Genomic DNA, 26,762 nt, shown 5'->3' with positions numbered 1-26,762 from the left:
AAATATCGAAAACAACCCCATGCAAAGGAGCCGACGTTCGCCACGGTGCCTTGACACGACGGGCTAATCAGCGATATTTTTCCGTTATTCAGAAATCATGCACTCTGGGGCTGTCGTATATTGCATTTGCGGACTTCTGCAACTGACGTTGCCACGTCGTCATGGCCGGGCTTGTCCCGGCCATCCACGTCTTCTTTTGCTCAGAGGCCAAGACGTGGATGCCCGGCACAAGGCCGGGCATGACGAGTTTGTGGCGCAGAGCGAGACGCAGCTACCGCGTCGCCAGCGCGACGCCGGCGAGCGTGAACAGCAGCGCGGTGATCTGGATCGGCCCGAGCGGCTCGCCGAGCGCTATCGCCGACGCCACCACGCCGATCACAGGCACTGCCATGGTGCCGATCGCCGCCACCGAGGCTGGCAGGCGGGCGAGCGCGGCAAACCAGGCGACATAGGCAACGCAGAACTGGATCAGCGTCGAATAGACCAGGAGCCACCAGCCGATCGTCGTCACCCTCTCGAGATGCGTGGTCTCGACCAGGAGGCCGACGATTGCGATCGGCACGCAGCCGAGGCCGATCTGCCAGGCCGCGGCCGGGATCGGCGGCATCACCAGCGGGTATTTCTTCGCCAGCACCGTGCCGAGCGCAAAGCCGAACGCGCCGCAGAGCGCCATGATGATTCCCGGCAGCTTCTCCTTGCTCGCGGACATGCCGTTGCCGCCCATGATCGCGGCGAGCCCCGCAAACGCCATCACCAGTGCGATGGTCCGCAGCAGCGTCGGCCGCTCGCCGAGCACCGGCCAGGCCAGGAGCGAGGCCCATACCGGCATGGTGTAGGCGATCAGCGCGGTCTCGCTCGCCGGCAGCCAGAGCAGCGCCAGCCCCATCAGCACCATCCAGCCGGTGACGTTGAGCGCCGCATACAGCACGAGCCGTGGCCACAGCCGGGCCTCGACCTGCAGGCTCTGCGCGCGGATCAGCGCCAGCACCGCCAGCAGCACCGCGCCGATCACGCCGGTGGTGCCACGCAGTGTCAACGGCGGCAGCTCGCTGAGCAGGAATTTTGTGGACGGCCAGTTGAACCCCCAGCCCACCGAAGTGATGGCGAGGAACATCAGGCCGGCGGGCGCAAGGCGCGGCCGCGCGTGAGGCTTCTGGTCTGTCATGGAACCCGGCGGGGGATGTGAGTCGGCCGCAGCTTGCCCGCGATTTTGTCGCCCGACCATCACGCCCCTGACATGCCTGATCCTTAGTTTGCCCGTAGCCCTACGTGAGTCCCTAAAATTCAATCCGGGACGGCGAATAAAAACTTCGCCTGTGAACAGCGGGGCGAAACTCCAATCCACAGGCGGAGCGAATTTTTTTGGCTTGGGAATCCCTGAGGACTCACCGATAGTTGGCTCGATCACAGGCGCGGCACCGACCCCTGTTATCCCCCTCCATCCACCATATTTAGTGTTTGATTCAGAAACTCGTACTAGTCCTTGACGGGTGAGACGGACATGGCCTAGTTTTCAACCTGTTCGGCGCGAGTGTGTTTGGGTTCCCGCCGGTCGCTCCCACAAGGGTACCAAAATGACCACTCCACCAGGCCTTCGGGCCGCGGGTGAAGGGCTTGTCTGCCCTGATTTTGGACCGCCGTCGGGACGACAAACGGGCCGCGAAGGACCCGGAAACAGAGGCCGGAACCGGCCCGAGAGAAGCGTACGCGTGACGTGTCGCGTGAAGCGTTTTGGGGCGTTGAATGCATGACCCGGAGGACCCGACCAGTCGGGCGCCGTTCCGGGGATATGCCGCCGCAGGGCCGGGTCAAACCGGCGCCGAGCGGACGAGAGAAACAGGCCGGATCCACCGGCTGAGCTGCGGATGACGGGAGGCGTGCTAACGCGTGTTCCGGTCGTTCGTGAACGGATAACATTCCGGCAACCTGCGGAGAAAACGTGGGGCCGGGCAGAAGAAGAGACGGGGCTCGACCATGCAAATCGATCGGCGCAATACTACCAGCGGACAATCTCCCTATGCCGGGATCAATTTCCGCCTGACCACATCAGAGATCCGCAATCCGGACGGCTCGGTCGTGTTCCGCGCCGAGAATGTCGAGGTGCCGGAGTTCTGGTCGCAGGTCGCCTCCGACGTGCTGGCGCAGAAGTATTTCCGCAAAGCCGGCGTGGCCGCGCGCCTGAAGAAGGTCGAGGAAGAGACCGTACCGTCCTGGCTGTGGCGTTCGGTGCCCGACACCGAGGCGCTCGCCCTGCTGCCCGAGAACGAGCGCATCGTCGGCGAGACCAGCGCAAAACAGGTGTTCGATCGCCTCGCCGGCTGCTGGACCTATTGGGGCTGGAAGGGCGGCTACTTCTCTTCGGAAGAAGACGCCCTCGCCTTCTTCGACGAGCTCCGCTTCCAGCTCGCCAAGCAGATGGTCGCGCCGAACTCGCCGCAGTGGTTCAACACCGGCCTGCATTGGGCCTATGGCGTCGATGGCCCCGGCCAGGGCCACTATTACGTCGACTGGAAGACCGGCAAGCTGACGAAATCGAAGTCGGCCTATGAGCATCCGCAGCCGCACGCCTGCTTCATCCAGGGCGTCGGCGACGACCTCGTGAACGAGGGCGGCATCATGGATCTCTGGGTGCGTGAAGCGCGCCTGTTCAAATATGGCTCCGGCACCGGCTCCAACTTCTCCAGCCTGCGCGGCGAAGGCGAAAAGCTTTCCGGCGGCGGCCGCTCGTCCGGCCTGATGAGCTTCCTCAAGATCGGCGACCGCGCCGCGGGCGCGATCAAGTCGGGCGGCACCACCCGCCGCGCCGCCAAGATGGTCGTGGTCGATGCCGACCATCCGGATATCGAGACCTATATCGACTGGAAGGTGAAGGAGGAGCAGAAGGTCGCAGCTCTCGTCACCGGCTCCAAGATCAACCAAAAGCACCTCAAGGCCGTGATGAAGGCCTGCGTCAACTGCGAAGGCAGTGGCGACGACTGCTTCGATCCCGAGAAGAACCCGGCGCTCCGCCGCGAGATCAAGCTCGCGCGCCGCAGCCTCGTGCCCGACAACTACATCAAGCGCGTCATCCAGTTTGCCAAGCAGGGCTACAAGGACATCTCGTTCGACATCTACGACACCGACTGGGATTCCGAGGCGTACCTGACCGTCTCCGGCCAGAACTCCAACAACTCGGTCTCGCTGAAGGACGACTTCCTGCGCGCGGTGGAAACCGACGGCGACTGGAATCTGGTGGGACGCACCACCAAGAAGGTGACCAAGACGCTGAAGGCGCGCGACCTCTGGGAGAAGATCGGTTACGCGGCCTGGGCCTCCGCCGATCCCGGCCTGCACTTCAACACCACGATGAACGACTGGCACACCTGCAAGGCGTCCGGCGACATCCGCGCGTCCAATCCGTGCTCGGAATACATGTTCCTGGACGACACGGCGTGCAATCTGGCCTCCGCCAACCTGCTCACCTTCTACAACACGAGCACCAAGCGCTTCGACATCGAGTCCTACGAGCACCTCTGCCGGCTCTGGACCATCGTGCTGGAAATCTCCGTCATGATGGCCCAGTTCCCGTCGAAGGCGATCGCGGAGCTGTCCTACGAGTTCCGCACCCTCGGCCTCGGTTTTGCAAACATCGGCGGCCTGCTGATGACCATGGGCCTGCCCTATGACAGCAAGGAAGGCCGTTCGCTGTGCGGCGCGCTGACCGCCGTGATGACCGGCATCTCCTACAAGACCTCGGCCGAGATGGCGGGCGAGCTCGGCACCTTCCCGGGCTACAAGAAGAACGCCGCGCACATGCTGCGCGTGATCCGCAACCACCGCCGCGCCGCGCACGGTGAAAGCCGCGGCTATGAGGCGCTCGCCGTCAATCCGGTGGCGCTCGACCACACCTCCAGCCCGCAGGCCGACATCGTCGCGCATGCCAGGCTGGCGTGGGACGACGCGCTGGCGTTGGGAGAAGTGAACGGCTATCGCAACGCGCAAGTGACGGTGGTGGCGCCGACCGGCACCATCGGCCTGGTGATGGATTGCGACACCACTGGCATCGAGCCTGATTTCGCGTTGGTGAAGTTCAAGAAGCTCGCCGGCGGCGGCTACTTCAAGATCATCAACCAGGCGGTGCCGGCGGCGCTGCGCGCGCTCGGCTATCGCGAGAGCGAGATCGCGGAGATCGAGGCCTACGCCGTCGGCCACGGCTCGCTGTCGAATGCGCCCGGGATCAACGCCTCGACCTTGAAGACCAAGGGCTTCACCGACGAAGCCATCGCAAAGGTCGAAAAGGCACTGCCGACCGCGTTCGACATCAAGTTCGCCTTCAACAAGTGGACCTTTGGCGAGGATTTCATTCGCGACACGCTCGGCATCGGCGCCGAGGCGATTGCCACCCCCGGCTTCGACCTGCTCGCCGCGGTCGGCTTCACCAAGCGCGAGATCGAAGCCGCCAACGTGCACATCTGCGGCGCGATGACGGTCGAAGGCGCCCCGCACCTGAAGGCCGAGCACTATCCAGTGTTCGACTGCGCCAACCCCTGCGGCAAGATCGGCAAGCGTTATCTCTCGGTCGAGAGCCACATCAGGATGATGGCGGCGTCGCAGCCGTTCATCTCGGGCGCGATCTCGAAAACCATCAACATGCCGAACGACGCCACGGTGGAGGACTGCAAGTCCGCTTACCTGCTGTCGTGGAAGCTGGCACTGAAGGCCAACGCGCTCTACCGCGACGGCTCGAAACTGTCGCAGCCGCTCAACTCGCAGCTCATCTCCGACGACGAGGACGAGGACGATGCGGTCGAGGCGCTCTACGAGAAGCCGATGGCGGCGCGTGCCGCCCAGGTCTCGGAGAAGATCGTCGAGAAGCTGGTCGAGCGCATCATCGTGATGCGCGAGCGCGAGAAGATGCCCGATCGCCGCAAGGGTTACACCCAGAAGGCTGTTGTCGGCGGCCACAAGGTCTATCTGCGCACCGGCGAATATGACGACGGACGGCTCGGCGAGATCTTCATCGACATGCACAAGGAAGGCGCCGCACTCCGCTCCTTCATCAACAACTTTGCGATCGCGGTCTCGCTCGGTCTGCAATACGGCGTGCCGCTGGAAGAATATGTCGACGCTTTCACCTTCACGCGCTTCGAGCCCGCGGGTCCCGTGCAGGGCAACGACTCGATCAAGTACGCGACCTCGATCCTCGACTATGTCTTCCGCGAGCTCGCGGTGAGCTACATGAGCCGCTTCGACCTCGCCCATGTCGATCCGAACGAAAGCGGCTTCGACGCGCTCGGCAAGGGCGTCGAGGAAGGCAAGGAGCCGGATGAGGCCCCCACCCACCAGGCGACGAAGTACGTGTCGAAGGGCTTGACCCGTTCGCGCACCGACAACCTCGTCGTCATGCGCGGCGGCTCGGCCGCAGTGAGCGGCAACGCCGACAACGCGCCGGCAGGCGGCAGCCGCGTCACGGCGCTCGCTCCGCACGGCGCAACCGCCCGCGGCGTCTCCGACACCATCGAAGGCGCAGTCGCCCTCAAGCAGGAGGTCAGCCACGACCTCTCGCCGACCGAGAAGCTCGAGGCGTTGCAGTGGAGCAAGCCCGGCACCGCCGCGGCAGCAGCTCCGAGCAAGGCCGAGCGTCGCGCCGAGGCCAAGGCAAAAGGCTACGAAGGCGAGATGTGCTCGGAGTGCGGCAACTTCACGCTGGTACGGAACGGGACCTGCATGAAGTGCGATACTTGTGGGTCCACGACGGGGTGTTCGTAACAAACAAGCTCACGACACAACAATCTGAGAGGGCCGCTCCGCTGTTGAGCGGCCTTTTCCTTAGCAGCAGCATGAGCCTACGCATGGGCGATAGAGTTGAGATAACCGTTACGGCTGGAGCGAAAATCGCCTCTGTCGTTCGCGTTCAGAAAACTACGCTGCGCGCTTGGAAGGCCGAGCTCTCTCGATGGACTACGACCGACGAATTCCGTGTTCGTATCGACCAGATCGCTCAAACCATCCCACGGAGTACATTTTTCGGCCAAGGCGGACTCGCCTTCTTGCGGGACGCCTGGGTTGCGAGCCGCGTCGCCTGCGCGCTGCCATCTGACATGGTGCGGCTGGTTCCCTCCGAACGTCCCGACTTCGAGATTCAAATCGACGGGCAAATTCAGCAATTCGAGGCCACTGAGGCAGATATCGAAGGTCGGCGGCGTGGCGACGAGGCAGACGATCCTCACCCTCGGCCGGACCCAGTCGAAGCTTGGCGCAGACGATTTGAGGCAATTCCCGCATCCCTCGATCGAGTAGTCGCCAAGAAGCTGAAAAAGGACTACCTGGCCGAAGTTAGCCTCGCGATCTACGTCAATCTAGGTTGCTATGGCGCATACGTGGAAGAAGGCCTGCCCATTCTTCGGGAGCATACTGCTCCCGCAAGAACCAAATTCAAACGTGTGTTTGTGCTGTGGGAGGGCTGTCTCTACAAATTCTGGGAAGACGGAGAATATCGATTCGATAAGTGGCAATATGTCCGACCAGAGGACTTTTGACATACAGCGACGCAGGGCTGCTTAGCATATCGTCCGCCTTCGCGGAGAGCCAGTGCGTTACGCGTGCCAAATTATTTCCATGCACTCTGTACAGAAGTAGCTTTGTGAGCGTCGCGCCGTAACATTGCGCCGATTGTCATCGCCCTCAATCAGACTCCGCCTGCATATTCAAAGGTAACGAGCGATGGAACCAAAGTGGCCGCTGTACGAAGTCGCAGGTGACGATGCTGTATTTGCACTCGGCGTTGTCAGCATCAACTATACTCGCTTCGAGCGGACCCACGTCTGGATGTTAGCCGCCGTCGCCAATATGGCGGAAGAGCACGCGGCGCTATTTACAGCGAGAACAAACGCGGCCGATCGGGCAAATGTTATCGAGACATTCTTTAAGAGGAAAAAGTGGTCAGCCGAAGTAGCCGCGGCTATCAAGACCTACATTGATGCTACCAGGATACTGGTAACGAATCGCAATACGCTCATTCACGGCAACATGGTCAGAGGGCCGAACAATCAAGCGGGCATCTTTTCGCTAAACCGCAAGGGCGAAACAACTATGTTTCAAGCCTCACTGCCAGAAATACGACAAGTTGCAGACGATCTGTTCAATTACTTCGAATTCGGCTTGGCGCTATCTAACCACATCGCTTCCGAAATTCATGCTGCCGCAAGGGTCGCGGGCATGATGGTCGTTCGAAACTGTCCGATACTCCCAACGATCCCCGTTCATATCAATCCCTCACAACGCAAACTGTAGGGCACAAGCAAGCGGGCAGATTAGCCGAAGGCGTAATCCGCCGCTCTCAACCCGGTCGGCGGGCTACGCTTTGCATTCGCCGAAGCACCGGATTGGAGTTCGCGGCACCTTCAACCGCGAGAAATCTCCTCATACGCCACTCATTTCGAATTTAGGACGCAGCCGCATGCCTCTTCCTAGTCAAGGACAAACTTTTGGATTCGCAAATTGCCATGAGCTGCTTCAGAAGCTCGACAGAGAGATAGATCGATATCGGAGCGTTGCGGGTCGCGATGAGGCTGAACCGGAGGCACTGCTAAATTTAGTCGATCAGCTAAAGGACAGCGCTTTCAATGCTTCGATAACTGCTTGGCACCTCTCCGATTGGGTGTTCAACGACATGACACCCCAGCAACGCAAGAAGCTCGGCATCATAAGGCTTAGGGACCTTCAGAATCGCACAAGAAAGGCATGCAGCGCTCTCCACCTCTGTCGCCAAGCTGCAACCGCCTCAAAGCACTGGGCAGTGAACAACAATCTGATCCTACGGTGCGAGTGACTGTGGCATGTGAGCTCGAAACCGGCTGGTCGGCCTACTTCGAACACGCTGGCAGAAAGATTGGAGCCGACCAAGTCTTTACTGAAGCGCTCTCGTTTTGGACCAGCTTCATTTTCGAGCATGGGATCGCAAAAGAAGCTTAGCAAGCATTGAGCGGACTAGCCGGCGGCTCAACCCGCCGTTCTCTCCAATCCGGCCGGCGGGTTACGCTTGGCTAACCCGCCCTACTCGCTTCGATCACGTTTGCAGCTACCTCTCCGCCGAAGGCGTTGATTGTGATCGAACCGTTATCCGCCACGCTGACATCAAAGAGCACGTGCCCGTCGTCCGAAAAGACCTCCATGCGGATGCCGTCGAAGGCGACATCGGATGCTCATTGATATCTCATGGTGCGATCTTCGAGCGTAAGCATTTCCATGCCGAGAGCCTCTGACGATCAAGATCGTACAGTCTACCGCGAGGCATTGGCACGCTTTTCAAGAAGCAGCGTGCGGTCGGTGATGTCCTTCAATTCGAACGCCTGGGAGTCGAGGAACGCGACGGACCCGTTGTTGGGGTCCGCGGCGAGGCGATGGGTTTCACCCAGATGATGCTTCAGCCAGATGATGCTTCAGCCAGGCCCGCTGCTCGGCCTGCAATTGCGCGTGCGCATCGCCCTTCGACTTTGCGAGAAGCGCTTGATAAGCGGTGTTGAGCCTGGTGTCCCACCTGTCGATTTCGGCCTTGCCGCACTCGAGCATCTTCGTTGACACCCCTTCGGCCTTGTCCGTGCACGCATCATACTCGGTGCTTTGCTGCGCGCGGGCCGACAAAGTCCCGAGCATGAGCGTAGCTGCAACAATGACAAGCCTTCGCGAAAGCATGACCACGTCCAAATCACTCCACCTGCATCTCCGGACAGCCATGGTCGCACTCACGCAGCCTTCGCAGCCTTGTCCGCCGGCGCCGTTTCCATGGCGCGCATGTAGAGATCGAGCAGCGATTCACGCTCGTCGCGCTCGTCCTGGTCCTGCTTGCGCAGCTTGATGATCTCCTTGAGGATCTTCACGTCGAAACCCTCGCCCTTCGCCTCCGAGAAAACTTCCTTCTTCTGCTCGCTCAGTTCCTGAATTTCGGTGTCGAGGTTCTCGATCCGCTCGACGAAGGAACGAATTTTTCCGCCGGGAATGGTGATGTCGGACATGGTGCCTCCTTGCTGAATGAGGCCGTGAAAATGAAAGCAAAGAGATGACCAATTTCTTAACCCACGCGATCGCCGTGGCGCCTCGATAGCGGAAGTGTTCGCATCATCGCATGCGGAACAAATCACTCAGGCGTCGTCAGCCACACGCAACGTGATCCGCGTCAATTCGGACGGGCGACCGAGCCGCAAGGCAAAACCCGGCCAAAGCGCGGTGCCGTTGTTGACGTAGAGCGTCATCCCTTCGACGTCGTAGCGGCCGGAGACGAAGCCGGCGTTGGCGCGCGCGGCCAGGCGGTCTATCCCCAGGATCAATCCACCATGCGTGTGTCCGGAGAGTTGCAGGGCGACGCCGACCCGAGCGGCGTTTCGTGCGTCGCTCGGCTGGTGGTCGAGCAGGATGACAGGCGCGCCCTTGGGGGCGCCGTCGAGAACCGCGGCAAGGTCGCGGACGGGATGCCCCCTGCGGCGCGACGCGCGGTCGGTAATCCCTGCGATCACCAGGCGGCCAGCACCGCGCTCGAGAACGACGTGCCTGTTCTCGAGCGAGCGCAGGCCCAACGCGGCATAGTGCGCCATCCACATGTCGTAGCCGAAGATATATTCGTGATTGCCCGAGATCACGTAGACGCCATCGGCCGCCTGCAGGTCCCGCAACGGCTCAACGTCTTTGCGCCGCGCATCGACTGTGCCGTCGATCAGGTCGCCCGTGATCGCGATCAGGTCCACGCCGAGCTTGTTCGATCGCGCGACGACGGCACGCGCCCATGGCGCAGGAAACAGCCGGCTGATGTGAAGATCGGTCAGTTGCAGAATGGTGTAGCCGTCGAACTCTGGCGGAAGTCCGCGGATGCCGACTTCGACATCTTTCAACGGCGGAATTCGCATGGCCTGATGGACGCCGATCGCGGCGGCGACGGCCGCCAGCGCCGCAAGTGCGTAGCGGACGCCGTCGGGCGCGCCCACGATGCCGCCGTGGATCAGCGCGGTGACCAGCAATCCGGCATCAAGCGCCAGTTGCAGCAGCGCCAGCAGGACGATCGCACCGAACGCCCAGTTGAAGAGGACGACCACCGGACGCGGAAACTCCGGCGAGAATTCCGATCCCGACGACAGTCTGTTCCAGCGGTGAAACTGCAAGGCGACCAGCACGAGCACCGCGGCGACGATCTTTGCCGGGAGCGGCCAGTCGAGCGGCCAGATGAAGCGGGCCAGGATCAGCAGACTGGTCAGGCTGAGCTGGGGAATCGGTTCGCTCCGGATTGGATCGGTGGGGCTGTGCGGTCGGCGCTCAGCGAACGTAGGGTGGATCGGCCGCAGGCGTAAGCCGCCATCGTCAGCACATTTTCGGCGAGTTGCGCTTCGCTGAAACGCCCTGCGTGCTGGTAGCTTCGCTGTGGAGCAAGGCTGACGCCGCTGCAGCCGTCGCCCCGGCAAAGCCGAAGGCCGCGTTGAAGGTTTGGCGGAGGTCTCCAGGCACCTTCCCTATCGGCATCATCAAGCGATCCTCCCGAAATAGAACTTGAACATCGCTCATTTTCTTGATCTATTATTGAACAGTGTTCAATTTTGACGGAGCCGGCGATGCAAACCACGTCTTGGACGGACCGATCGATTGGGCCCGACCGGCCCGTGAAATCGTGGGTCAAGTACGCTCCGACGGTCATCACGTCAGGCATCATCGCAATCCTCGCGGTGCACGGACGCATTGCGCAGCCGGCCGACTACAATGATTTCGCCGACCGGTCCGTCATCTCTGGCATTCACCACGCAGCCGATGTGTTGTCCAACGCCGGGTTCGCGCTGGTCGCGATCTGGGGCTGGCTGACCCTCCGCCCCTGGCGCAACAGCGATCAGCTGCGCGCCGGATGGCCCGGCTACCGCTTGTTCCTGATCGGACTGTTCCTGACCGCCTTCGGGTCCGCGTACTATCACCTCGACCCCGGCAATGCCCGCCTGATCTGGGACCGCCTGCCGATCGCGCTTGCTTGCGCCGGCCTGCTGGTCGGCGTCCGCGGAGACACAAGGCCCGGATTGAGGACCGACATCGAAGCGATCGTGCTCGGGCTGTTTGCCACAGCCAGCGTCGCATGGTGGGTCTTCACCGACAGCCATGGCGCGGACGATTTGCGGCCGTATTTGTTGTTGCAGGTGCTCCCGCTCATCCTGATCCCGCTTTGGCAGTCGATCTATCGCGCGCCGCGCGCCGATCGCATGGCTTTCGCCACCGCAATGGTGCTGTATGTTCTGGCCAAGATCACTGAGGTGCTCGACCATCAGATCGCCGGCACGCTCGGCTTCGTCAGCGGACACACCTTGAAGCATCTGATCGCGACGGCAGCCACGGCCGCCGTCGTCTGGGGGCTGACGCGGCGTTTCTCCGCCGGCGGCCGTCGGTTGAACGACGCTGCGAGCTAGGCCCTACGCGTCGGCCAGCGCAACAGCCGCTGAAACGCCAGCCGCCTCCACCCGCCGGTTGTTCTCGTCGACGATCACCACGCGCGGCCGAAACCTGCGCGCCTCCTCGGCATCGAAGCCGGCATAGGCGACGATGATCACCTTGTCGCCCGCCATGGCGAGGCGCGCGGCGGCGCCGTTGAGGCCGATGGTGCCGGAGCCGGCCGGCGCCTCGATCACATAGGTCGAGAACCGCGCACCGGTGTCGATGTTGTAGATGTCGACGCGTTCGTTGATCAGGAAGCCGGCGGCCTCGATCAGATTGCGGTCGATCGAGATCGATCCCTCGTAGTGCAAGTCCGCTTCGGTGACACGCGCGCGATGAATCTTGCCCTTCATCAAAGTCACTTGCATCGAGGCCATCCCGTATCGTTGCGTCGGAATTTTCGTGCTCGCCAATACGGGCCTCACGACGCCGGGTCAATCTTCACAGCGCAAAGGCGCGCCGCGCGTGCGCCCTTGCGTCGATACGATTGTTCTGAGATCGCGGATCGCTGTGGTGGGAATGGGCTACGGATCGCAACGATCCGAGAACGATCGCGCTGCAGATCCACGATCAGGGAGCAGATTCTTGTCTCGCAATTGTTTGGCAGACAGCGAGCGATTGGCGGATTGGCCCGGGGGACGCGCGTTGTGCGGACCCGTTGGCCAACCCGCCCTGTTCGTTGTCCTCAGCGCGTGGAGCGTCCGACCGTTTCGGTCCGGCCCGGCGCGGTCGCGGTCGTGACCTTGCGCGACGTCAGGACGCTGCGTTGATGCGGCGTGGCCGAATTCGCCACCGACGACTGCTGCTGGACACCGGCCGCACCGAGCAGCTGGACCTGCACGGGCGAGATCGGCAAGCCCGCCTTTTCATAGGCCGGCAGTTCCGCCGCGCCGGCGGTCACAGCGGTCACCGCAACGATGGCGGCCGCGATGGACAGAGAGATCTTCTTCACGTCACTTCTCCTCGATAGCATTGGAATATCGAGCTAATGCTCGATTTGCTGCACCGCAATACCATACATGACGCATTGCACAATTTTGTGATGATGGATGCAAGTGCATCGAATCGCATGACAGGCGCGGGTCGTCGCCCTGTCGGCACAGCGCGTGACGCGAACAGGGATCGGCGCGCTGTGCTGTGCGACGTCGACGCGCAGCGCGCTTTCGCGATCGACACGATGATCACGCCACGCGACGGACGACGAGTTTCACATCGATGTCGTCGCGCAACGCTGCCAGTCGATCGCCGAAAGGGCTCAGCAGATTGACCCGCTCAGCGGCACTATCCATATGGGACGGACGAACCGGCTGATATCAGCCGCTCCGCCCTCACCCGGACACAGCCTGATACCACCGGCCTCGTCCCCCACGCACCGCCTGTTCCGGAGCCCCCGTGACCGCACTGTCCATCCTTGATCTCGTCCGCGTCACTGAGGAGACCGATGCGCGCGGCGCGCTGTACAACGCGCGCGATGTCGCCGTGCATGCCGAGGCTTGGGGCTATCGCCGCATCTGGGTGGCGGAGCACCACAACATGGCGGGTATCGCGAGCGCCGCGACATCGGTCGTGATCGGGCATATCGCGGCGGGCACGAAAACCATCCGCGTCGGCGCCGGCGGCATCATGCTGCCGAACCACGCGCCTTACGTCATTGCCGAGCAGTTCGGCACGCTGGCGCGGCTGTTCCCCGATCGCATCGACCTCGGCCTCGGCCGCGCGCCGGGCACGGATCAGCTGACGCTGCGCGCGCTCCGCCGCACGCCGGAATCCGCCGAGAATTTTCCGCAGGACGTGCTCGAGGTGCAGGCCTTCCTGGCGGCCGCCGGTCCCAACCAGCGTATCCAGGCGGTCCCGGCTGCGGGCACCGACGTGCCGCTGTGGATTTTGGGGTCGAGCAATTTCGGCGCGATGCTGGCCGGCGAGCTCGGCCTGCCCTACGCCTTCGCCTCGCATTTTGCTCCCGAGCTCCTCATCCAGGCGCTGCAGATCTACCGCGCGCGCTTCAAGCCGTCGGAACAGCTCGAGCGGGCCCACACCATGGTCGGCGTCAACATCATCGCGGCCGACACCGACGCCGAAGCGCGGCGCCTTGCGACCACGCAGCAGATGTCGTTCACCAACATCTTCCGCGGCGCGCGCGGCCTCAGCCAACCGCCGATCGACGACATCGAGACCTATTGGTCGCCGTCGGAAAAGGTCCAGGCGATGCGGATGCTGGAGCGCTCCATCATCGGCTCGCCCGACACGGTGCGTGCCGGGATCGAGGCGCTGGTGGCGGAGACAGGCGCCGACGAGCTCATGATCGTGTCCGACGTCTACGATCACCAGAAGCGGCTGCGATCGTTCGAGCTGATCGCTCAAGCGGGTCGGATTACTGCCTGACCATCGTTGCAGCACGTAGCAACCATTAGCTCTTTCGGTTGTGTGCGATTGAATTGCCCGATCGCCGTTGAGACTGACGCCGTGCTCGCGGCCATCAAGGCGTGGCCTGTCGAGGGTGGGATGTGGCAGCATTTGAGCGACGGCCATCCTTGACGGCCGCTGTGCGCGGCGTCCTTGTGACGGCAGGTCGGGACGAAGAAACGGTGCCCCGATCGAACAAAGAAACGCTTCAGGTCGCCGGGGCGACGACTGGCAAGTGAGCTTGCCAAGGGGTCGCTCGGGCCACCACGGTGTTGATGAAGATGAGCAACTTCCTGGCGCAGGCGATCAGGGCACGCTTGTGGCCTTTGCCGGCGGCGATCAATCGTTTGTACAGGGCCATGAGCTGCGGATTCCAGCGGAAAGACGCCGCCAGCGCCGCAGCATAGAGCGCATGGCGCAGACGTTTGCGTCCACCGTCGATGTGACGAGCGCCGATGTGTTCGCCGCTGTCGTCGTCATAAGGCGCAAGGCCCGCAAGTGCTGCGGCCTGCTCGCGGCTGACCTGGCCGATCTCGGGCATCCGGACCAGGACGGAGACCGCAGTCGGCAGCCCGGCCCCACCGACGCTGTAGATCAGGTCGAGCCGAGCGGCGAGATCGTGCTGCTTGCGGATCGCTGCCACCAGAGCCTTGAACTCGACGCGTTCGCGCTTGGCCAGACGGGCGATGTCGTCCTTCCAGAGCTTTTGGATACGCGCGTCGCGGCAGCTCTCGAGCCGGTTCTTGAACCGCGCGATATCTTCTCCGATCTGATCGATCAGCGTCAGATGCCCGGCCAAGGGCGGCAATCTTGCATCGGGTGCCGGGTGGATCTTCTTGACCGCAGCGGTGCATGCGGCGATCAGCGCGGCATCGATCCGATCGTTCTTGGCACGCTGCCCGCGGTATTTGGCATAGGCACGCACCTGCGCCGGCTGGAACACCACGACGACAAACCGCTTGCGCCGCAGCTCGACGACGACCGGCTGCTCATAGCCACCGCTCGCCTCGATCCCAATTCGCCTGACCTTATGGCGCCCAAGCCACTCCAACAGCGTCTTGTAACCTTCCGCCGTGTTCTCCACCTGCAGCTGCTCCGAGCCGTCATCGAGCGCCACGTCGAGCTTCCGTTTGCCGGTATCGATCCCGGCACAGATTGTGGTACGCTTGGCCATCTTCCTCGACCCTCCCTTGTGATGCGAACCTAAAGTTCGTTCAACCATGCGGGTCCCGATGAAGTGCCGATCGCGATCTTGCTACGAATAACAGCCCTCAAGGCTTCGATGGGTAACGATCCGATCGATCAGCGGCCCAGCCCGGGCGGCCACCCGAGCTGGGCCATTCCTCACGGAACGAGGCCAGTCTAACCCAGCGCGCTAATACAAGGATGGGTGGAGCGCTAGCGATACCCATCGACTTTCGTGCAGTACATGATGGGTATCGCTTCGCTCCATCCTACGGATTACTCGCCTACGGCACGCCCTCAACGGCCGGTCGGCGGAACCCCATCGCCATCCACGCGCCGAGCAGCTTCAGCATGAACTTTCCGGAGTGGCCTGGATAGTTGGCGATATCGTCCGGCAAGATCACACCCTCGGGCCGGTCGGCCGTCATCATCCGCATGGTTGCCGGCGGGATGTCGCCGAGCAAGCGGCCGCGATAGAGCGTGAGCCAGTGTCCCCTGGTGAAGTCGAGGAACATGGCCGTGTTGCAACAGCGCGCGACCATCCGCCTCGTCGGCGACTCCGGTTTCAACCGCCGCTCCTCCAGGAGCTCTCCGCCACTGCTACAGCGCACGCGATCCTTGCGATAGAGCACGTAGTCCGTGCCGCCATCCTCGGCCAAAACAGCATCGGCGCCGGATACCGCCTGATGCCGCCGCCCCGCCTGCTGGCAACTCGCGCAATAGCAGATGCCCCGCAGGATTGGGGATCCTGCGATCTCGAGCGCGACCTTGCCGCAGCGGCACGATGCCGAGGCGCGCTCATCCGTCATTTCGCATCGCCTTTGCTCGCAATCTCGTTCGCCGAAACCAGGATCACATCGCCATCGAGGATCGACTTCGCGACATCGAAGAACCGCGCCACGGCCGGCGAATTGTTGTGCCGGTCCATGGCCGCCTGATCCAGATATCGCTCATAGGTCGCGAACACGCAGGGATCCGACGCATCCTGCGACACGTAATAGCCGATAGTGGAAGGCTCATTGGCCCGGACGTGGTCGACGACATCGAGCAGGGCCTGACGCATCGTCGCCTCGTGGCCTTTCTTCGCTCTGATGACCGCCGTGATCGTCAACATGCTGCTTCTCCAGAAAATCTGGTAGCCAGTAGGATGGGTGGAGCGAAGCGATACCCATCATTTGCGCCGCGGATACAAAGTGATGGGTTTCGCTTCGCTCACCCCATCCTACACGCTCATCTACACGCTCACACCCTGCTCAACGCCTGCGCGATGTCGGCCACCAGGTCCGAGGGATGTTCGATCCCGATCGAGAGCCGGATCGTCGTATCCAGCACGCCGATCTTCTTCCTGATATCCGCAGGCACGCCGGAATGCGTCATCGTGGCCGGCAGGCTCGCGAGCGACTCAGTGCCGCCGAGGCTCACCGCGAGCTTGAAGATCTGCAAGCTGTTGAGGAATTTCTCCGCGGCCTCCTGCCCGCCGACGATGTCGAAGGCGAAGGTCGAGCCGGCGCCGGAGCACTGGCTGGCGAATACGCGGCCGGCAAGCGAGGCCGCATCGTGATGCGCCAGATAGTGCACCTGCGCCACCTTGGGATGGTCGCGCAGATAGTCGGCGACGATCCGTGCGTTGCGGTCGGCCTTTTCCATGCGCAGGCTCAGCGTCTCCAGCGAGCGGCTGATCATCCAGCAGGAATGCGGGTCGAGCTGGGTGCCGATCGCGCCGCGCAGCGCCTTGACGTCCTTCATCAGCTTCTTCGAGCCGAGGGCTGCGCCCGCGATCAGGTCGGAATGGCCGCCGACATATTTGGTCAGCGAGTACAGCGACAGATCGGCGCCATGCTCGATCGGCCGTTGAAACACCGGCCCGAGCAGCGTGTTGTCGCAAGCGATGATCGGGGTAAAGCCCTGCGCCTTGCCGATCATGTCGGCGATGCGCCTGATAAGCGCGATATCGACCAGGCCGTTGGTTGGATTGGCCGGGGTCTCGATGAAGATCATCGCAACCCGGCCCTTCTTCATCGCTTCGTCAGCGGCAGCGCGGACGACGCTCTCGTCGAGGCCGTCGGCAAAGCCCACCGCGCTGATCGAGAAGCCCGCGAGCGTCCTGGTGAACAGCGTTTCGGTGCCGCCATAGAGCGGCTGCGAATGCAGGATCACGTCGCCGGGCCGCGCAAAGGCGAAGATCGTCGTCGAGATCGCCGACATGCCCGAGGAAAACAGCGCGCAGCTTTCAGTGCGCTCATAGATCGCAAGCCGGTCCTCGACGATCTCGCTGTTCGGATGATTGAAGCGCGAATAGACCAGCCCTGCCCCCATCCCTTCCGGAGGCTCGCGCCGGCCTGCGACGAAATCGAAGAAGTCCTTGCCGTCCTCGGCGGTCCGGAACACGAAGGTCGAGGTCAGGAACACCGGCGGCTTGACCGCGCCCTCCGACAATTGCGGGTCGTAGCCGTAATTCAGCATCTGGGTTTCCGGATGCAGCAAGTGGTTGCCGATGTGGGTTCTGGACGGAAACGGTTTGACCACGGCCTGTCTCCTTGTCTTGAGGGGGCGCCGCATCGGCGGCCGGACCTTAAGAATCTGCCGCAAGCATACTCCACCTTTGTGCCATTCCGCCAAAGCACGGCATCGTGCAGTTCTGGATAACAAACGGCCGGCGTGCGCCCTGCGCCGCCGGCCGTCCGAAAACCGTAGTCAGTATCGCAGGTCGCGCGTGTCACCTGCCGGCTGACATCAAGAAAAGCCGCCGATGCGGGCTACGTGTGACTTGCTCACACCGAGAGAAGACGTGGCTACCAGCCGCGGTCCACATTGCGCACCTCGCCGGTCCGCGCGTCGACATCGACCTGCATCCAGCGGCCGAGACGGTCGCGGCCCTCGACCTCCCACTCGTCGCCGAGGAACTGGGTGTTGGACACCGTCACGATGCCGAGATTGGTCGCGACGTCGAGCGCCGCCTCCATCGAGATCTGGCTGCCGGAATCAAAGGCCATCGCCGGCGTCGCCGCGCCGATCGCAAGCGCCGCGACGAGTGGAATAATCAAGCTTCGCATTGTCACTCCTCATGGATGTTATGCCGCATAAAACGAGCGGCGCACCCGATCAGTTCCGGGAACAGGGATGACGGAGCAGCGTGAAACTTCGGCAGTTGCGGCAATTTGGTGGCGTTTCCGGCGTCAACGCGGCGCGCTGCTCGCCTTGCCCGTGCCCTTCTTCCACATCCGGAAGCCGCCCTCGAATGCGTTGGCATTGTCGCCGAACCTCACCTTGGGCGGCGGGTTGTCGACCTTGTCGGCATTGCCGCCGCCGAGCACGATGTAGTCGGGCTCCAGCGCGGCCGACAGGCGCGCGATGACGTCGTCGACGCTCTTGCGCCATTTCTTGCGGCCGCGACGCTCGAGGCCTGCGGCGCCGACATAGTCCTCGAACGTCGCACCCTTGCGGTACGGCAGATGACCCAACTCCATCGGCTCGAACACGCCTTCGACGATCATCGCGGAGCCGAGTCCGGTGCCGAGACCGAGAAACAGCATTCGCCCGCCCTGGTAGCTGCCGATCGCCTGCATGAGCGCGTCGTTGACGACTTTGGTCGGACGGCCGAACGCCGCGTGAAAATCGAATCCGGCCCAGCCGCGGCCGAGATTGTGCGGCTCGGCGAGCGGACGGTTGTGAACCACCGGCCCGGGATAGCCGACCGAGATCACATCATAGGACCAGTCCTTGGTCAGCGTCTTGACCTGCCGCACCATCTCGGTCGCGGACAGGTTTGGACCCGACTCGAATTCGCGCCTGATGCGCTCCCTGTCGGTCATGACCTTGACATGCGTGCCGCCGATGTCGATCGCCAGCACCGTGCGCCGCGACGCCGGCTTTCTCGATGTCCTGGTTGCCATCTTGACTGCTTTCCTGGCCATCAGTCCACTCTCCTGCGCGCCAAGTGGAGCAGAGAAACGCTTCGCGCGCCACAGCCGCGTTCCGCATCTGACTCCAGTTTGTTCGCGGGGAACGAATCGGAATCGAAAAAGTCGGCGCAGCTCAGGCGTTAACAAGATGCATCCACGGGTCGCGTCCGGGCAATCGATGTTGTGCCATGGTGGGATTATTGCGCTCGGCGCGGAGTATCGCCGAGAAGTTCAGGCGCGCTGCGCACGGTTGTCTCTCAGAGAAAGCGACAGGCCGCATCACGGTCGTGTTCCCCATTCGACTCCATTTCGTTCGCGAGGAACGAATCGGAATCGAAAAATTGACGCGAAGCGTTTCTTAACAACACGTTCGCACGATTTGATGCTGATGCACTTTGTAGGCCGGATTAGCGCAAGCGTAATCCGCCGCCTCTCCGCGGATGACTGCGGCGAGTTACGGCTAAAGCATGATCCGGAAAAGTGCGAAGCGATCTTTCGAAAAGATCATGCTCAAACAAAGGGCTAAGGCGCGATGATGAATACAACCTGAGACTCATCGCGCTTTAGTGTCATCGGCCGCGCTTTGCGCGGACCCGTTTGCCAGCCCGCCCCGCGCGCCGGGCGAGCCGCCAGCCTTCGAGGTGAAGCCAAAGCGCTTCGGCGACCGGTCCGTGCGAATGTTGGCGATGGCGGATTGCCGCCAGATTTTCCTCGCGGCCCGGAAGATTCGGTCCAGCGATGCTAATCAGTCTGCCGTCCTCGAGCTCATCCTCGATCAGCCACGCGGGCAGATGACCCCATGCGAGACCGTGAAGGATCAGCTCCTTCTTCATCGCCTGATCCGGCACCGTGCATTGATGGGCACCGCCGATCAGGAAGAAGTTTTCCGACGACAGTCGCCGCGCCGTATCGCGAATGACGCACTGCGTGAAGGGACGCATCCGCTCCGGCGTGATCTCACTGGTCCGCGCAAATGGCAGAAACCCGGGAGCGACAACCGGCACCATTGCCGTGGTTGAGAGCTTGACCTGTTCGAAGAGCGGATCTGACGGGTCCGCACGATGAAACACGAGGTCGGCGTCACCTTCGATCAAGCGCTCCAGAGGTCCCCCGATAGCCTCATATTCCAGGTGCAGGCGCGTCTTGGGGTACCGGGCAAAGAACCGCGAGAGCATTTGCAGGACGGGCGGCCGAGGGCACAGGTCGCCAATTATGACACGCAGGACAACCTCTTCTCCGCTGACGAGCTGGTCAGCATAGGTCTGCAGCAGATCGAGTTCGCGCAGCGTCATCTGCGCACGCTCGTGAAACGTCCGACCGGCGTCCGTCAGCCCAACGCGGTATCCGCTGCGATCGAACAGCGTGAGGCCCAGCTGTTGCTCGAGGCGGGCGACCGCAGCGAACACCGATGGGTGCGATCGGTTCAGGGCGGCTCCGGCGGCCTGAAAGCTGCCTTTCGTCGCGACAGCGTCAAAGCAGCGCAAATCGTGGAGCTTGATGTGATCCATTGTCCATAAACCCTACAGGGATTGATCAATCTTAGTAATTTTCTCTCGCAAGGGCGAGTCCTAGCCTGGCTCGACGCGAAGCCGTCGGCTTCCACCAGCAGAAGGGATTACTGAGATGAGCGGCGATCAGCACTTCACGACGGGGGACGGCTGCCGGATTGCGTACCGGATCGATGGTCCTGACAACCGGCCGGTGCTCGTGCTATCGAACTCGATCGCCACCAACCTGCACATGTGGGATCGTTCGGTGCCGGCGCTGAGCCGATCCTTTCGCCTTCTCCGCTACGACACCCGCGGTCACGGCGGTTCGGACGCGCCCGCGGGCGCCTATTCGCTGGACCGCCTTGGCCGAGATGTCGTCGAACTGCTCGACGTCCTCAAGATCGAACGGGCGCATTTCCTCGGTTTGTCCTTGGGCGGATTCATCGGGCAGTGGCTCGGCATCTTCGCGCCCGAACGCATCCGCCACCTCATCCTGTCGAACACCTCGTCGTATCTCGCGTCGGAACTGTCGTTCGACGAGCAGATCCGCACGGTGTTGGCTGCTCCGGATATGAATGGAATCGCAGACGGCTTCATGCGCAACTGGTTTCCCGCGACGATGCTGGCCGAGCCGATCGAGGTCGTCGACGGATTCCGTAACATGGTGCTGACCACCCCGCCGCGCGGTCTTGCCGGATGTTACGCGGCCCTGCGCGATGTCGATCTACGCCGGGCAATCTCACTGATTGCGGCGCCGACCCTGGTCATCGGCGGCGAGAGCGACACCGTCACACGGGCCAGTCACAGCGAAGAGATCGCCGCGACGATCGTCAATGCAAAGCTCGTTCTGTTGCCCGGCGTCCACATCCTCAATGTCGAGCAGGAAGACCGATTCAACAGCGAGGTCACGAGCTTCTTGCAGTTCGCGTCCTGACTGCGTTCCCCATCCGATTCCATTTTGTTCGCAAAGAACGAATCGGAATCGAAAAAATCAGCGCGACGCATTTCTTAACAACACGCTCGCAACCTCGATGCAGATGCACTTTGTAGGACGGATTAGCCCACCGGGTCCGCGCGAAGCGCGGCCCGATGACAGGCTCCGGCGTTATCCGCCATCTGTCTACGACGCGACCACGGCGGGTTACGCTTCGCTAACCCGCCCTGCGCGCCACTCCGTATTCTGGTATTCAAGCTCCGGCCGCAGCGCGCGCATCTTCGCGGCCAGCCGGCGGCTTGCCGTCTCCTCCGCATCCGCGAGGCGATTGACCAGCGCGACATAGTCCGCATCGCTCTTGTGCTGATTGAGCTTCGACTGGCCCTCGATCTCGTCGACGACGAGATTGATCACCCGGATCGCCGACAGCATCTGTTCGCGCTTGGTGGGCTCCATCTGCGCGAGGTCCCAGGGCTGCTTCGGCAGCCGCGCCTCGGAGGCCGCGAGCAGCGCATCGCCATGGCCGCGGTTCTCGTCGAGCCCGCGCAGATGCGCGACGCCTGACAAATGCACCGATTCATAGAGCCAGGTCGAGACGTTGTCGCGCGAGACGTACCGGTCGTTCGAGATATAGGCGTCGTCGCCGGAGACGATCAGCAGGAAGCGCCTGACACCGTCGGCAAGCTCGACCAGCGGGTTCTTCGCGGTGAGATGGATCTGCACGATCACGCGATCGTCGCGCCGCTCGATCACGAACGGCACGTGCGAGGCCCGCGGGCCGCGCGCATCGGCAGCGACGATGGCGCCGAAGCCGCGCGCCGCCGCAAAGGCCAGCGCGAGGTCTTGCTCGATGCGAAACTGGGGACGCAGGATGTGCATGGCGGCGGCGCTCGCGGCTGGAGGGAGACGACCCACCAAGGCTAGCGCAAGTTTCGCCTGATATCACCGCCATGCATCATCAGGCTCAGCAGATCATCGCGTTGTCGCCGACATCGCAGACGCCGCCGGGCAGGTCGCGGGGCTGCGCCTCGGACTCGCCGAAGCGCGGAGCCGCCATGTGCGGAGGTCCGCCGCTCCAGTGGCTGGCGGCAGCGGCGCCGGCATGACCCTTCGCGAACGCGTATGGCCCGGCCGCCGGGGCCTCGTGCGCGATTGCCGATGTCGTCAGCATGGCGAGAGCGGCCAATCCCGCCGCGATGTGTTTGATCCTGATCATGAGTTGCTCCTGTTGTATCAGGCACGCCGGGGCATTGCTCGCCCGCCTGCCGATCGGTTCGCGCTCACACCATGATCGATCGCCGGCTGGTTCCGACGCCATGGGCAAGCGTTTGGATACAGGACGGTCGAACCGCGCATCCTCTTCCACTGCGATCCGACACAATCGGTTGATCGGACCGTGACCGGCGAGGTCCCCGGCACAGGGGTCGCAAATCAAATCCGGTTGCGCCGCCTGCGACAAATCAACCCGACGGGCAACTCGGCAAAACCTGTCAGTATCGCAATAAGAAAATATTCCGCTTGGCGTTTCACCCAACTCAAATGTTCAATCGCCCGTCTCACCCGATCGAGGGGCGCTTCGCGATCGTCACGGGTGTTGCGGTGAGATGCGGTGGACGCCGAGCGCGCAGTCGACGAATGCGTGTGAAGCGGACGGTGAAGTCGTGTGGTCCTGACGCCCTAGCGGCCGGTGTCCCCAAGCAAGGCGCGACAGCGTTTTGCGAAGGCGGTGACAAACAAGCCAAGTCTCGCCGGGGAGAGCACGAAGTAAGCCGTAAAGCCATCGCGCAGGGAAGGCCGGAGTCTCCGGTTACACCTGTGGTCCTACCTCCCGTGCTTTTTGTTGCACGGGACCCATGGGTGCGATCGGCACCCGGCTTTCTCTGCGCCCTCTTCAAGAGAGAGGGCGAAACGAAGAGCAAAGCTCGGGCAGAGCGCGCCGCGAGAATGCGAAGCTGTGTCCCCACCCACACTGTCATCGCCCGGCTTGACCGGGCGATCCAGTACGCCGCGGCCTTTCGGCTCCAGCACCGGCGTCTCTGGAATACTGGATCACCCGCATCCGCGGGTGATGACACCGAACGAGCCGTTTGACATTCGAATCCGAACCTACCCCGTCATCCCCGCGCAAAGCGCGATCCGCCGTTGAACTCATGACAATCGGCGGGTTACGCTGTCACCAGTCTCACGCCCTCCCGCTGGAAGGACCCCCATGAACGGCAATCGATACTATGGCGTCCGCGTCGAGGGTGCGAAATATGGCGTCGGGTTCGGCTCGGCGCTGGCGATTGCGATCTCCTACACCAACAACCATTCGATCCTGTGGGCGATCATCCACGGCATCCTGGGCTGGCTCTACGTGATCTATGCCGCGCTGTTCGGGTGATGCCGAGGGCATGACCGTCATCTCGATCCAGTCGCAGGTCGCGTGGGGCCACGTCGGCAACAGCGCCGCCATTTTTCCGATCCAGCTGCATGGCATCGATGTCGTCGCCGTGCCGACCACGCTGCTCAGCAACCGGCCGGGCTATCCGACCATCCGCGGCCGGGTGCTCGACGTGCAGCTGGTCGCCGACCTCTTGCGCGGCATCGAGGAGCGCGGCGCGGTGGAAAGCGCGCGGATGATCCTGTCGGGCTATCTCGGCTCGGCCGATATCGCCATCGACGTCGCCGATTTCGTCACCCGCGCCAAGGCCGCGAACCCGGGCCTGCTCTATTGCTGCGATCCCGTGCTCGGCGATCGCGACCGCGGCATGTTCGTCCGACCGGACATTCCGCCGCTGGTGCGCGACCAGCTCTGCCCGCTCGCCGACATCATCACGCCCAATCATTTCGAGTTCGAATTCCTCTGCGGCGAGCGCGTCACGACAATCAATGACGTCATCGGGCAGGCCCGCGCGCTGATGGCGCGGGGTCCTTCGACCATCGTCATCACCAGCGCCGAGCTTGCCGGCACACCCGACGGCGAGATCGAGACGCTGGCGATCGAGCGTACCGGTCCTGATAGCGTTGGGGCCTGGCGCGTGCGCACCCCGCGGGTGCCGATCAGCCCGTCCGGCACCGGCGACCTGTTCGCCGCCCTGTTCGTCGCCGCCCGCGTGCGCGGCCTCGCGACACCGGACGCGCTGAGCCATGCCGCGTCAGGCATCCACGGTGTGCTGCAGCGTACGGCGCAGAGGGGAACCGAGGAAATGCGCATTGTCGAAAGCGCCGACGTGATGCTTGATCCGAAGCCACGCTTCGCAGCGATCGCCATTTCCGCTGCCTGACATCCGGGACACGTCCGATGATCGATATCACCACCCTCCTCACTTTCGCCGCCGTCGTGCTCGGCCTGTTCCTGATTCCCGGGCCGGCCGTGCTGCTGGTGCTCGCGCGCTCGGCGACCGGCGGGCGACGCGTCGGCGTCGCGACCGGGTTCGGCATCGCGCTCGGCGACCTCGTCCACACCGCGATGGCAACGTTCGGCCTTTCGGCCGTGCTGATGACCTCGGCGCTGGCGTTCTCGATCGTGAAATATGCCGGCGTGATCTACCTGATCGTGCTCGGCGTCCGCGCTCTGTTCGAGAAGAATGACGAGCTGCATCTGCCGGCGTCGCAGCCGGTCGATCCGCGGCGCGCGTTCCGGCAGGCGATCTGGGCGGAAATGCTCAATCCGAAGACCGCGCTGTTCTTCCTCGCCTTCCTGCCGCAGTTCGTCCACTCCGGCCACGGCTCGGCGGTGGCGCAGTTCGCGACGCTTGGCCTGATCTTCGTCGCGATGAGCGCGGCCTACACCTCGCTGCTCGCGCTCGCCGCCGGCCAGATCAGCCCGTGGATCAGGCGGCATCGCCGCATCGGGCAATGGCAGGGCCGTGTTGTCGGCACGATCTATATCGCGCTCGGCGTCCGCCTCGCCTTCCAGGAGCGCTGATGGTCCCGCTCAAGCCGCAAGCCAGCTACGACGACTTCGCCCGCCTCGATATCCGGATCGGCAGGGTCGTCGAGGTGCAGCCGTTTCCGCGCGCCCGCAATCCCTCCTACAAGGTCGGCGTCGACGTCGGCACTGATCGGATCATGTGGTCGAGCGCGCAGATCACCAATTACGAGTCGGCGGCGCTGCTCGGCTCGCTGGTGGTGTGCGTCTGCAATCTCGGTTCGAAGAACATCGCTGGTTTCACCTCGGAACTGCTGATTCTCGGGGCGAAGGACGCAGATGGCAGGGTGATCGTGCTCGGCCCGCGCGGCGAGGTGGCGGTCGGTGAGCCGATCTTTTAACCTTAACCGCCAATCACGGCCGCGTGATTCAAATCGTCAGGAATCCCCGTAGTTTACCGATGGGGGATGACCCGGATTCTCCGTGCCCACGCGCACTGCTATTTTTGTGCGTGAGAATCGCTTCGGCATGGGAATTGGAAGATGTCTGCAGTTTTCTTTCACTGCTCCGACGACAAGCACGTGATCCTGGATCGCATCGGCACCGCGATGGATCTGACGGACGTGCGCGTGTATGCCGAGCAGCTGGCCCGCAGCTACATGATGACACCGAGCGCGGAAGACTGGCGCAACTGGGCGGTCCACGTCACCGACGATATCGGCACCGAGATCTTCGACCTGCCCTTCACTGCCGTGCTCGGCGAGCTGCACTGAGGGCATGTCATGAAATCGATGGAACTCACCTTGCAGCCCCTGCGCCGCCGCCTTGCCCGCCTCGTTGCGGATTGCCTGGCGCTGATCGAGAGCATCTGCCACCCCTATCGCCCCGAGCTGTATTACATGCGCGGGCCCGGTCCGAAATGCCGCGCCAGGCAAGCCACGCTGCGCGACTAGTTCCGAGTCGTTCGCGACGAAAACCGCATCCGCGACGAGAAAAGGCCGGCGGGCGTTACGCCACCGGCCTTCTCCTGCAGCTGCCGGTTCCCGGAGCCCGGTTCCGCCGCAATTCCACTTGCCATTCCACTTGGGCCCAAGCTTGCGACGACAGCTTTAATCAAATCTTAACGGCATGGCGGTGAGCTGGCTCACAGGACTCCTTCGCCGTGCGACGCGTGCTTGATCGTTCATCGTGCTGGATGTGCTGCACACCGTTTTTGCGCGATCGCCCGACGATTGTGCGCCACGCATCTTAGGGAATGCACGACTCAGTGTTACCCTGTGATGCAAACCGAAACGGAGACTTCGGAATGCCGTACTACACCTTCGATCTCGTGGTGGGGGACGAGTTCCGCAATCAAGGAACCATCATCCTCGAAGACATCAGCCTCGCCTCTGATCGCGCCGACCAGCTCGCCTGCGAGCTGTCGCAGGTCAAGCCGGAGCTGAAGGCACGCGGCTGTGCCGTGCGCGTCACCGACATCGACCGGCGTGAGCTCTACCGCACGCCGCTCGATCCGGTGCCGCGGTGGCGCCGGATCGGCTAGCGCCGGCACGCTTGAGGCC

At 62.9% G+C, this 26,762-nt stretch carries 29 protein-coding genes; 13 read left to right on the top strand and 16 right to left on the bottom strand.

The annotated features are described in order from the left end of the window. Positions 1–271: 271 nt before the first annotated feature. Positions 272–1,165 (bottom strand): DMT family transporter, encoded by an 894-nt coding sequence (locus V5279_RS20585; protein WP_338700450.1) that lies wholly within the window; start codon positions 1,163–1,165, stop codon positions 272–274. A gap of 809 nt (positions 1,166–1,974) precedes the next feature. On the opposite strand from V5279_RS20585, the gene V5279_RS20580 reads away from it, so the two are divergent. The 3 genes from V5279_RS20580 to V5279_RS20570 all read left to right on the top strand — a co-directional run bounded on the left by V5279_RS20580 (position 1,975) and on the right by V5279_RS20570 (position 7,272). Then, a complete protein-coding gene (locus V5279_RS20580; RefSeq protein WP_338700448.1) occupies positions 1,975–5,748 on the top strand; it encodes a vitamin B12-dependent ribonucleotide reductase in 3,774 nt (1,257 codons plus the stop codon). Positions 5,749–5,831: 83 nt separating this feature from the next. Continuing rightward, complete coding sequence (locus tag V5279_RS20575; RefSeq protein ID WP_338700445.1) at positions 5,832–6,518, top strand: hypothetical protein; 687 nt, start codon at positions 5,832–5,834, stop codon at positions 6,516–6,518. A gap of 184 nt (positions 6,519–6,702) precedes the next feature. Continuing rightward, complete coding sequence (locus tag V5279_RS20570; RefSeq protein WP_338700443.1) at positions 6,703–7,272, top strand: hypothetical protein; 570 nt, start codon at positions 6,703–6,705, stop codon at positions 7,270–7,272. 1,116 nt (positions 7,273–8,388) lie between these two features. Here V5279_RS20570 and V5279_RS20565 read toward each other — a convergent pair. The 4 genes from V5279_RS20565 to V5279_RS20550 all read right to left on the bottom strand — a co-directional run bounded on the left by V5279_RS20565 (position 8,389) and on the right by V5279_RS20550 (position 10,527). Next, positions 8,389–8,679: a lysozyme inhibitor LprI family protein gene (locus V5279_RS20565; RefSeq protein WP_338701312.1), complete on the bottom strand. Its 291-nt coding sequence runs from the start codon at positions 8,677–8,679 to the stop codon at positions 8,389–8,391. 44 nt (positions 8,680–8,723) lie between these two features. Next, positions 8,724–8,993 carry a DUF2312 domain-containing protein gene (locus tag V5279_RS20560; RefSeq protein WP_166204637.1) on the bottom strand — a complete coding sequence of 90 codons (270 nt, stop codon included), beginning with the start codon at positions 8,991–8,993 and terminating at the stop codon, positions 8,724–8,726. A gap of 126 nt (positions 8,994–9,119) precedes the next feature. Next, positions 9,120–10,253 (bottom strand): metallophosphoesterase, encoded by a 1,134-nt coding sequence (locus V5279_RS20555; protein ID WP_338701310.1) that lies wholly within the window; start codon positions 10,251–10,253, stop codon positions 9,120–9,122. A 73-nt stretch (positions 10,254–10,326) separates the two neighbouring features. Continuing rightward, entirely contained in the window at positions 10,327–10,527 is a 201-nt protein-coding gene (locus V5279_RS20550) for a hypothetical protein (RefSeq protein ID WP_338701918.1), read from the bottom strand. 95 nt (positions 10,528–10,622) lie between these two features. Between V5279_RS20550 and V5279_RS20545 the strand changes: the two genes are divergently transcribed. After that, positions 10,623–11,408 (top strand): hypothetical protein, encoded by a 786-nt coding sequence (locus V5279_RS20545; protein ID WP_338700439.1) that lies wholly within the window; start codon positions 10,623–10,625, stop codon positions 11,406–11,408. A gap of 3 nt (positions 11,409–11,411) precedes the next feature. Here the strand turns inward: V5279_RS20545 and panD are convergent, their stop codons facing one another. Both panD and V5279_RS20535 read right to left on the bottom strand, forming a co-directional pair. Next, complete coding sequence (panD, locus tag V5279_RS20540) at positions 11,412–11,801, bottom strand: aspartate 1-decarboxylase (protein ID WP_338700437.1); 390 nt, start codon at positions 11,799–11,801, stop codon at positions 11,412–11,414. A gap of 317 nt (positions 11,802–12,118) precedes the next feature. Beyond that, the gene (locus V5279_RS20535) at positions 12,119–12,385 is read right to left on the bottom strand and encodes a hypothetical protein (protein ID WP_338700435.1); all 267 of its coding nucleotides are present in this window, start codon (positions 12,383–12,385) and stop codon (positions 12,119–12,121) included. 440 nt (positions 12,386–12,825) lie between these two features. On the opposite strand from V5279_RS20535, the gene V5279_RS20530 reads away from it, so the two are divergent. Further along, positions 12,826–13,815: an LLM class flavin-dependent oxidoreductase gene (locus tag V5279_RS20530; protein ID WP_338700433.1), complete on the top strand. Its 990-nt coding sequence runs from the start codon at positions 12,826–12,828 to the stop codon at positions 13,813–13,815. Between the two features lie 229 nt (positions 13,816–14,044). Here the strand turns inward: V5279_RS20530 and V5279_RS20525 are convergent, their stop codons facing one another. The 7 genes from V5279_RS20525 to V5279_RS20495 form a co-directional block, all read right to left on the bottom strand. Further along, on the bottom strand, positions 14,045–15,010 hold the full coding sequence (locus V5279_RS20525; RefSeq protein WP_338692355.1) for an IS110 family transposase: 966 nt from the start codon (positions 15,008–15,010) through the stop codon (positions 14,045–14,047). Positions 15,011–15,305: 295 nt separating this feature from the next. Then, the gene (locus V5279_RS20520; RefSeq protein ID WP_338700431.1) at positions 15,306–15,830 is read right to left on the bottom strand and encodes a hypothetical protein; all 525 of its coding nucleotides are present in this window, start codon (positions 15,828–15,830) and stop codon (positions 15,306–15,308) included. Next, positions 15,827–16,135, bottom strand: a complete 309-nt coding sequence (locus V5279_RS20515) for a putative quinol monooxygenase (protein ID WP_338700429.1) — start codon at positions 16,133–16,135, stop codon at positions 15,827–15,829. The genes V5279_RS20520 and V5279_RS20515 overlap by 4 nt, the downstream gene beginning before the upstream one ends. Positions 16,136–16,263: 128 nt before the next feature. Next, entirely contained in the window at positions 16,264–17,547 is a 1,284-nt protein-coding gene (locus tag V5279_RS20510; RefSeq protein WP_338700427.1) for a cystathionine gamma-synthase family protein, read from the bottom strand. A gap of 266 nt (positions 17,548–17,813) precedes the next feature. Continuing rightward, on the bottom strand, positions 17,814–18,074 hold the full coding sequence (locus V5279_RS20505) for a PepSY domain-containing protein (RefSeq protein WP_029082201.1): 261 nt from the start codon (positions 18,072–18,074) through the stop codon (positions 17,814–17,816). 123 nt (positions 18,075–18,197) lie between these two features. Beyond that, positions 18,198–18,935 carry an ROK family protein gene (locus V5279_RS20500; RefSeq protein ID WP_338700422.1) on the bottom strand — a complete coding sequence of 246 codons (738 nt, stop codon included), beginning with the start codon at positions 18,933–18,935 and terminating at the stop codon, positions 18,198–18,200. A gap of 557 nt (positions 18,936–19,492) precedes the next feature. After that, the gene (locus tag V5279_RS20495) at positions 19,493–20,431 is read right to left on the bottom strand and encodes a LysR family transcriptional regulator (protein WP_338700420.1); all 939 of its coding nucleotides are present in this window, start codon (positions 20,429–20,431) and stop codon (positions 19,493–19,495) included. A gap of 115 nt (positions 20,432–20,546) precedes the next feature. On the opposite strand from V5279_RS20495, the gene V5279_RS20490 reads away from it, so the two are divergent. Then, positions 20,547–21,347 (top strand): alpha/beta fold hydrolase, encoded by an 801-nt coding sequence (locus V5279_RS20490; protein ID WP_338700418.1) that lies wholly within the window; start codon positions 20,547–20,549, stop codon positions 21,345–21,347. A 207-nt stretch (positions 21,348–21,554) separates the two neighbouring features. Here V5279_RS20490 and V5279_RS20485 read toward each other — a convergent pair whose 3' ends face one another. Both V5279_RS20485 and V5279_RS20480 read right to left on the bottom strand, forming a co-directional pair. Next, positions 21,555–22,226, bottom strand: coding sequence for an FMN-binding negative transcriptional regulator (locus tag V5279_RS20485; RefSeq protein ID WP_338700416.1), 672 nt, complete (start codon positions 22,224–22,226; stop codon positions 21,555–21,557). Positions 22,227–22,311: 85 nt separating this feature from the next. Beyond that, entirely contained in the window at positions 22,312–22,563 is a 252-nt protein-coding gene (locus V5279_RS20480) for a hypothetical protein (RefSeq protein WP_166294831.1), read from the bottom strand. A 993-nt stretch (positions 22,564–23,556) separates the two neighbouring features. Here V5279_RS20480 and V5279_RS20475 point away from each other — a divergent pair. From V5279_RS20475 to V5279_RS20445, 7 genes are all read left to right on the top strand, one after another. After that, positions 23,557–23,730 carry a hypothetical protein gene (locus tag V5279_RS20475; protein WP_166204622.1) on the top strand — a complete coding sequence of 58 codons (174 nt, stop codon included), beginning with the start codon at positions 23,557–23,559 and terminating at the stop codon, positions 23,728–23,730. Positions 23,731–23,740: 10 nt separating this feature from the next. Further along, a complete protein-coding gene (pdxY, locus tag V5279_RS20470; protein WP_166294829.1) occupies positions 23,741–24,613 on the top strand; it encodes a pyridoxal kinase PdxY in 873 nt (290 codons plus the stop codon). A gap of 17 nt (positions 24,614–24,630) precedes the next feature. Continuing rightward, the gene (locus V5279_RS20465; RefSeq protein WP_166294827.1) at positions 24,631–25,257 is read left to right on the top strand and encodes a LysE family translocator; all 627 of its coding nucleotides are present in this window, start codon (positions 24,631–24,633) and stop codon (positions 25,255–25,257) included. Then, a complete protein-coding gene (locus tag V5279_RS20460) occupies positions 25,257–25,601 on the top strand; it encodes a tRNA-binding protein (RefSeq protein WP_338700409.1) in 345 nt (114 codons plus the stop codon). Before V5279_RS20465 ends, V5279_RS20460 begins: the two co-directional genes overlap by 1 nt. Positions 25,602–25,742: 141 nt before the next feature. Beyond that, positions 25,743–25,973, top strand: coding sequence for a DUF6894 family protein (locus V5279_RS20455; RefSeq protein WP_166204618.1), 231 nt, complete (start codon positions 25,743–25,745; stop codon positions 25,971–25,973). 9 nt (positions 25,974–25,982) lie between these two features. Beyond that, positions 25,983–26,153, top strand: a complete 171-nt coding sequence (locus V5279_RS20450; protein WP_338700406.1) for a hypothetical protein — start codon at positions 25,983–25,985, stop codon at positions 26,151–26,153. Between the two features lie 353 nt (positions 26,154–26,506). After that, positions 26,507–26,743, top strand: coding sequence for a hypothetical protein (locus V5279_RS20445; protein ID WP_029082208.1), 237 nt, complete (start codon positions 26,507–26,509; stop codon positions 26,741–26,743). The last annotated feature ends 19 nt before the right edge of the window (positions 26,744–26,762 follow it).

The organism is Bradyrhizobium sp. 26S5 (genome assembly GCF_036923295.1).
Classification (GTDB): Bacteria; Pseudomonadota; Alphaproteobacteria; order Rhizobiales; family Xanthobacteraceae; genus Bradyrhizobium; species Bradyrhizobium septentrionale.
Note: the sequence above shows the minus strand (reverse complement) of the source record. Positions and strands in the feature narration are given on the sequence as shown.

What these genes read in the sequence shown, in the direction of transcription:
- V5279_RS20585 (WP_338700450.1), bottom strand. Translation starts at nt 1,165, where the DNA reads ATGACAGACCAGAAGCCTCACGCGCGGCCGCGCCTTGCGCCCGCCGGC.
- V5279_RS20580 (WP_338700448.1), top strand. Translation starts at nt 1,975, where the DNA reads ATGCAAATCGATCGGCGCAATACTACCAGCGGACAATCTCCCTATGCC.
- V5279_RS20575 (WP_338700445.1), top strand. Translation starts at nt 5,832, where the DNA reads ATGGGCGATAGAGTTGAGATAACCGTTACGGCTGGAGCGAAAATCGCC.
- V5279_RS20570 (WP_338700443.1), top strand. Translation starts at nt 6,703, where the DNA reads ATGGAACCAAAGTGGCCGCTGTACGAAGTCGCAGGTGACGATGCTGTA.
- V5279_RS20560 (WP_166204637.1), bottom strand. Translation starts at nt 8,993, where the DNA reads ATGTCCGACATCACCATTCCCGGCGGAAAAATTCGTTCCTTCGTCGAG.
- V5279_RS20550 (WP_338701918.1), bottom strand. Translation starts at nt 10,527, where the DNA reads ATGAGCGATGTTCAAGTTCTATTTCGGGAGGATCGCTTGATGATGCCG.
- panD (WP_338700437.1), bottom strand. Translation starts at nt 11,801, where the DNA reads ATGCAAGTGACTTTGATGAAGGGCAAGATTCATCGCGCGCGTGTCACC.
- V5279_RS20525 (WP_338692355.1), bottom strand. Translation starts at nt 15,010, where the DNA reads ATGGCCAAGCGTACCACAATCTGTGCCGGGATCGATACCGGCAAACGG.
- V5279_RS20520 (WP_338700431.1), bottom strand. Translation starts at nt 15,830, where the DNA reads ATGACGGATGAGCGCGCCTCGGCATCGTGCCGCTGCGGCAAGGTCGCG.
- V5279_RS20515 (WP_338700429.1), bottom strand. Translation starts at nt 16,135, where the DNA reads ATGTTGACGATCACGGCGGTCATCAGAGCGAAGAAAGGCCACGAGGCG.
- V5279_RS20505 (WP_029082201.1), bottom strand. Translation starts at nt 18,074, where the DNA reads ATGCGAAGCTTGATTATTCCACTCGTCGCGGCGCTTGCGATCGGCGCG.
- V5279_RS20500 (WP_338700422.1), bottom strand. Translation starts at nt 18,935, where the DNA reads ATGGCCAGGAAAGCAGTCAAGATGGCAACCAGGACATCGAGAAAGCCG.
- V5279_RS20495 (WP_338700420.1), bottom strand. Translation starts at nt 20,431, where the DNA reads ATGGATCACATCAAGCTCCACGATTTGCGCTGCTTTGACGCTGTCGCG.
- V5279_RS20490 (WP_338700418.1), top strand. Translation starts at nt 20,547, where the DNA reads ATGAGCGGCGATCAGCACTTCACGACGGGGGACGGCTGCCGGATTGCG.
- V5279_RS20485 (WP_338700416.1), bottom strand. Translation starts at nt 22,226, where the DNA reads ATGCACATCCTGCGTCCCCAGTTTCGCATCGAGCAAGACCTCGCGCTG.
- V5279_RS20480 (WP_166294831.1), bottom strand. Translation starts at nt 22,563, where the DNA reads ATGATCAGGATCAAACACATCGCGGCGGGATTGGCCGCTCTCGCCATG.
- V5279_RS20475 (WP_166204622.1), top strand. Translation starts at nt 23,557, where the DNA reads ATGAACGGCAATCGATACTATGGCGTCCGCGTCGAGGGTGCGAAATAT.
- pdxY (WP_166294829.1), top strand. Translation starts at nt 23,741, where the DNA reads ATGACCGTCATCTCGATCCAGTCGCAGGTCGCGTGGGGCCACGTCGGC.
- V5279_RS20465 (WP_166294827.1), top strand. Translation starts at nt 24,631, where the DNA reads ATGATCGATATCACCACCCTCCTCACTTTCGCCGCCGTCGTGCTCGGC.
- V5279_RS20460 (WP_338700409.1), top strand. Translation starts at nt 25,257, where the DNA reads ATGGTCCCGCTCAAGCCGCAAGCCAGCTACGACGACTTCGCCCGCCTC.
- V5279_RS20455 (WP_166204618.1), top strand. Translation starts at nt 25,743, where the DNA reads ATGTCTGCAGTTTTCTTTCACTGCTCCGACGACAAGCACGTGATCCTG.
- V5279_RS20450 (WP_338700406.1), top strand. Translation starts at nt 25,983, where the DNA reads ATGAAATCGATGGAACTCACCTTGCAGCCCCTGCGCCGCCGCCTTGCC.
- V5279_RS20445 (WP_029082208.1), top strand. Translation starts at nt 26,507, where the DNA reads ATGCCGTACTACACCTTCGATCTCGTGGTGGGGGACGAGTTCCGCAAT.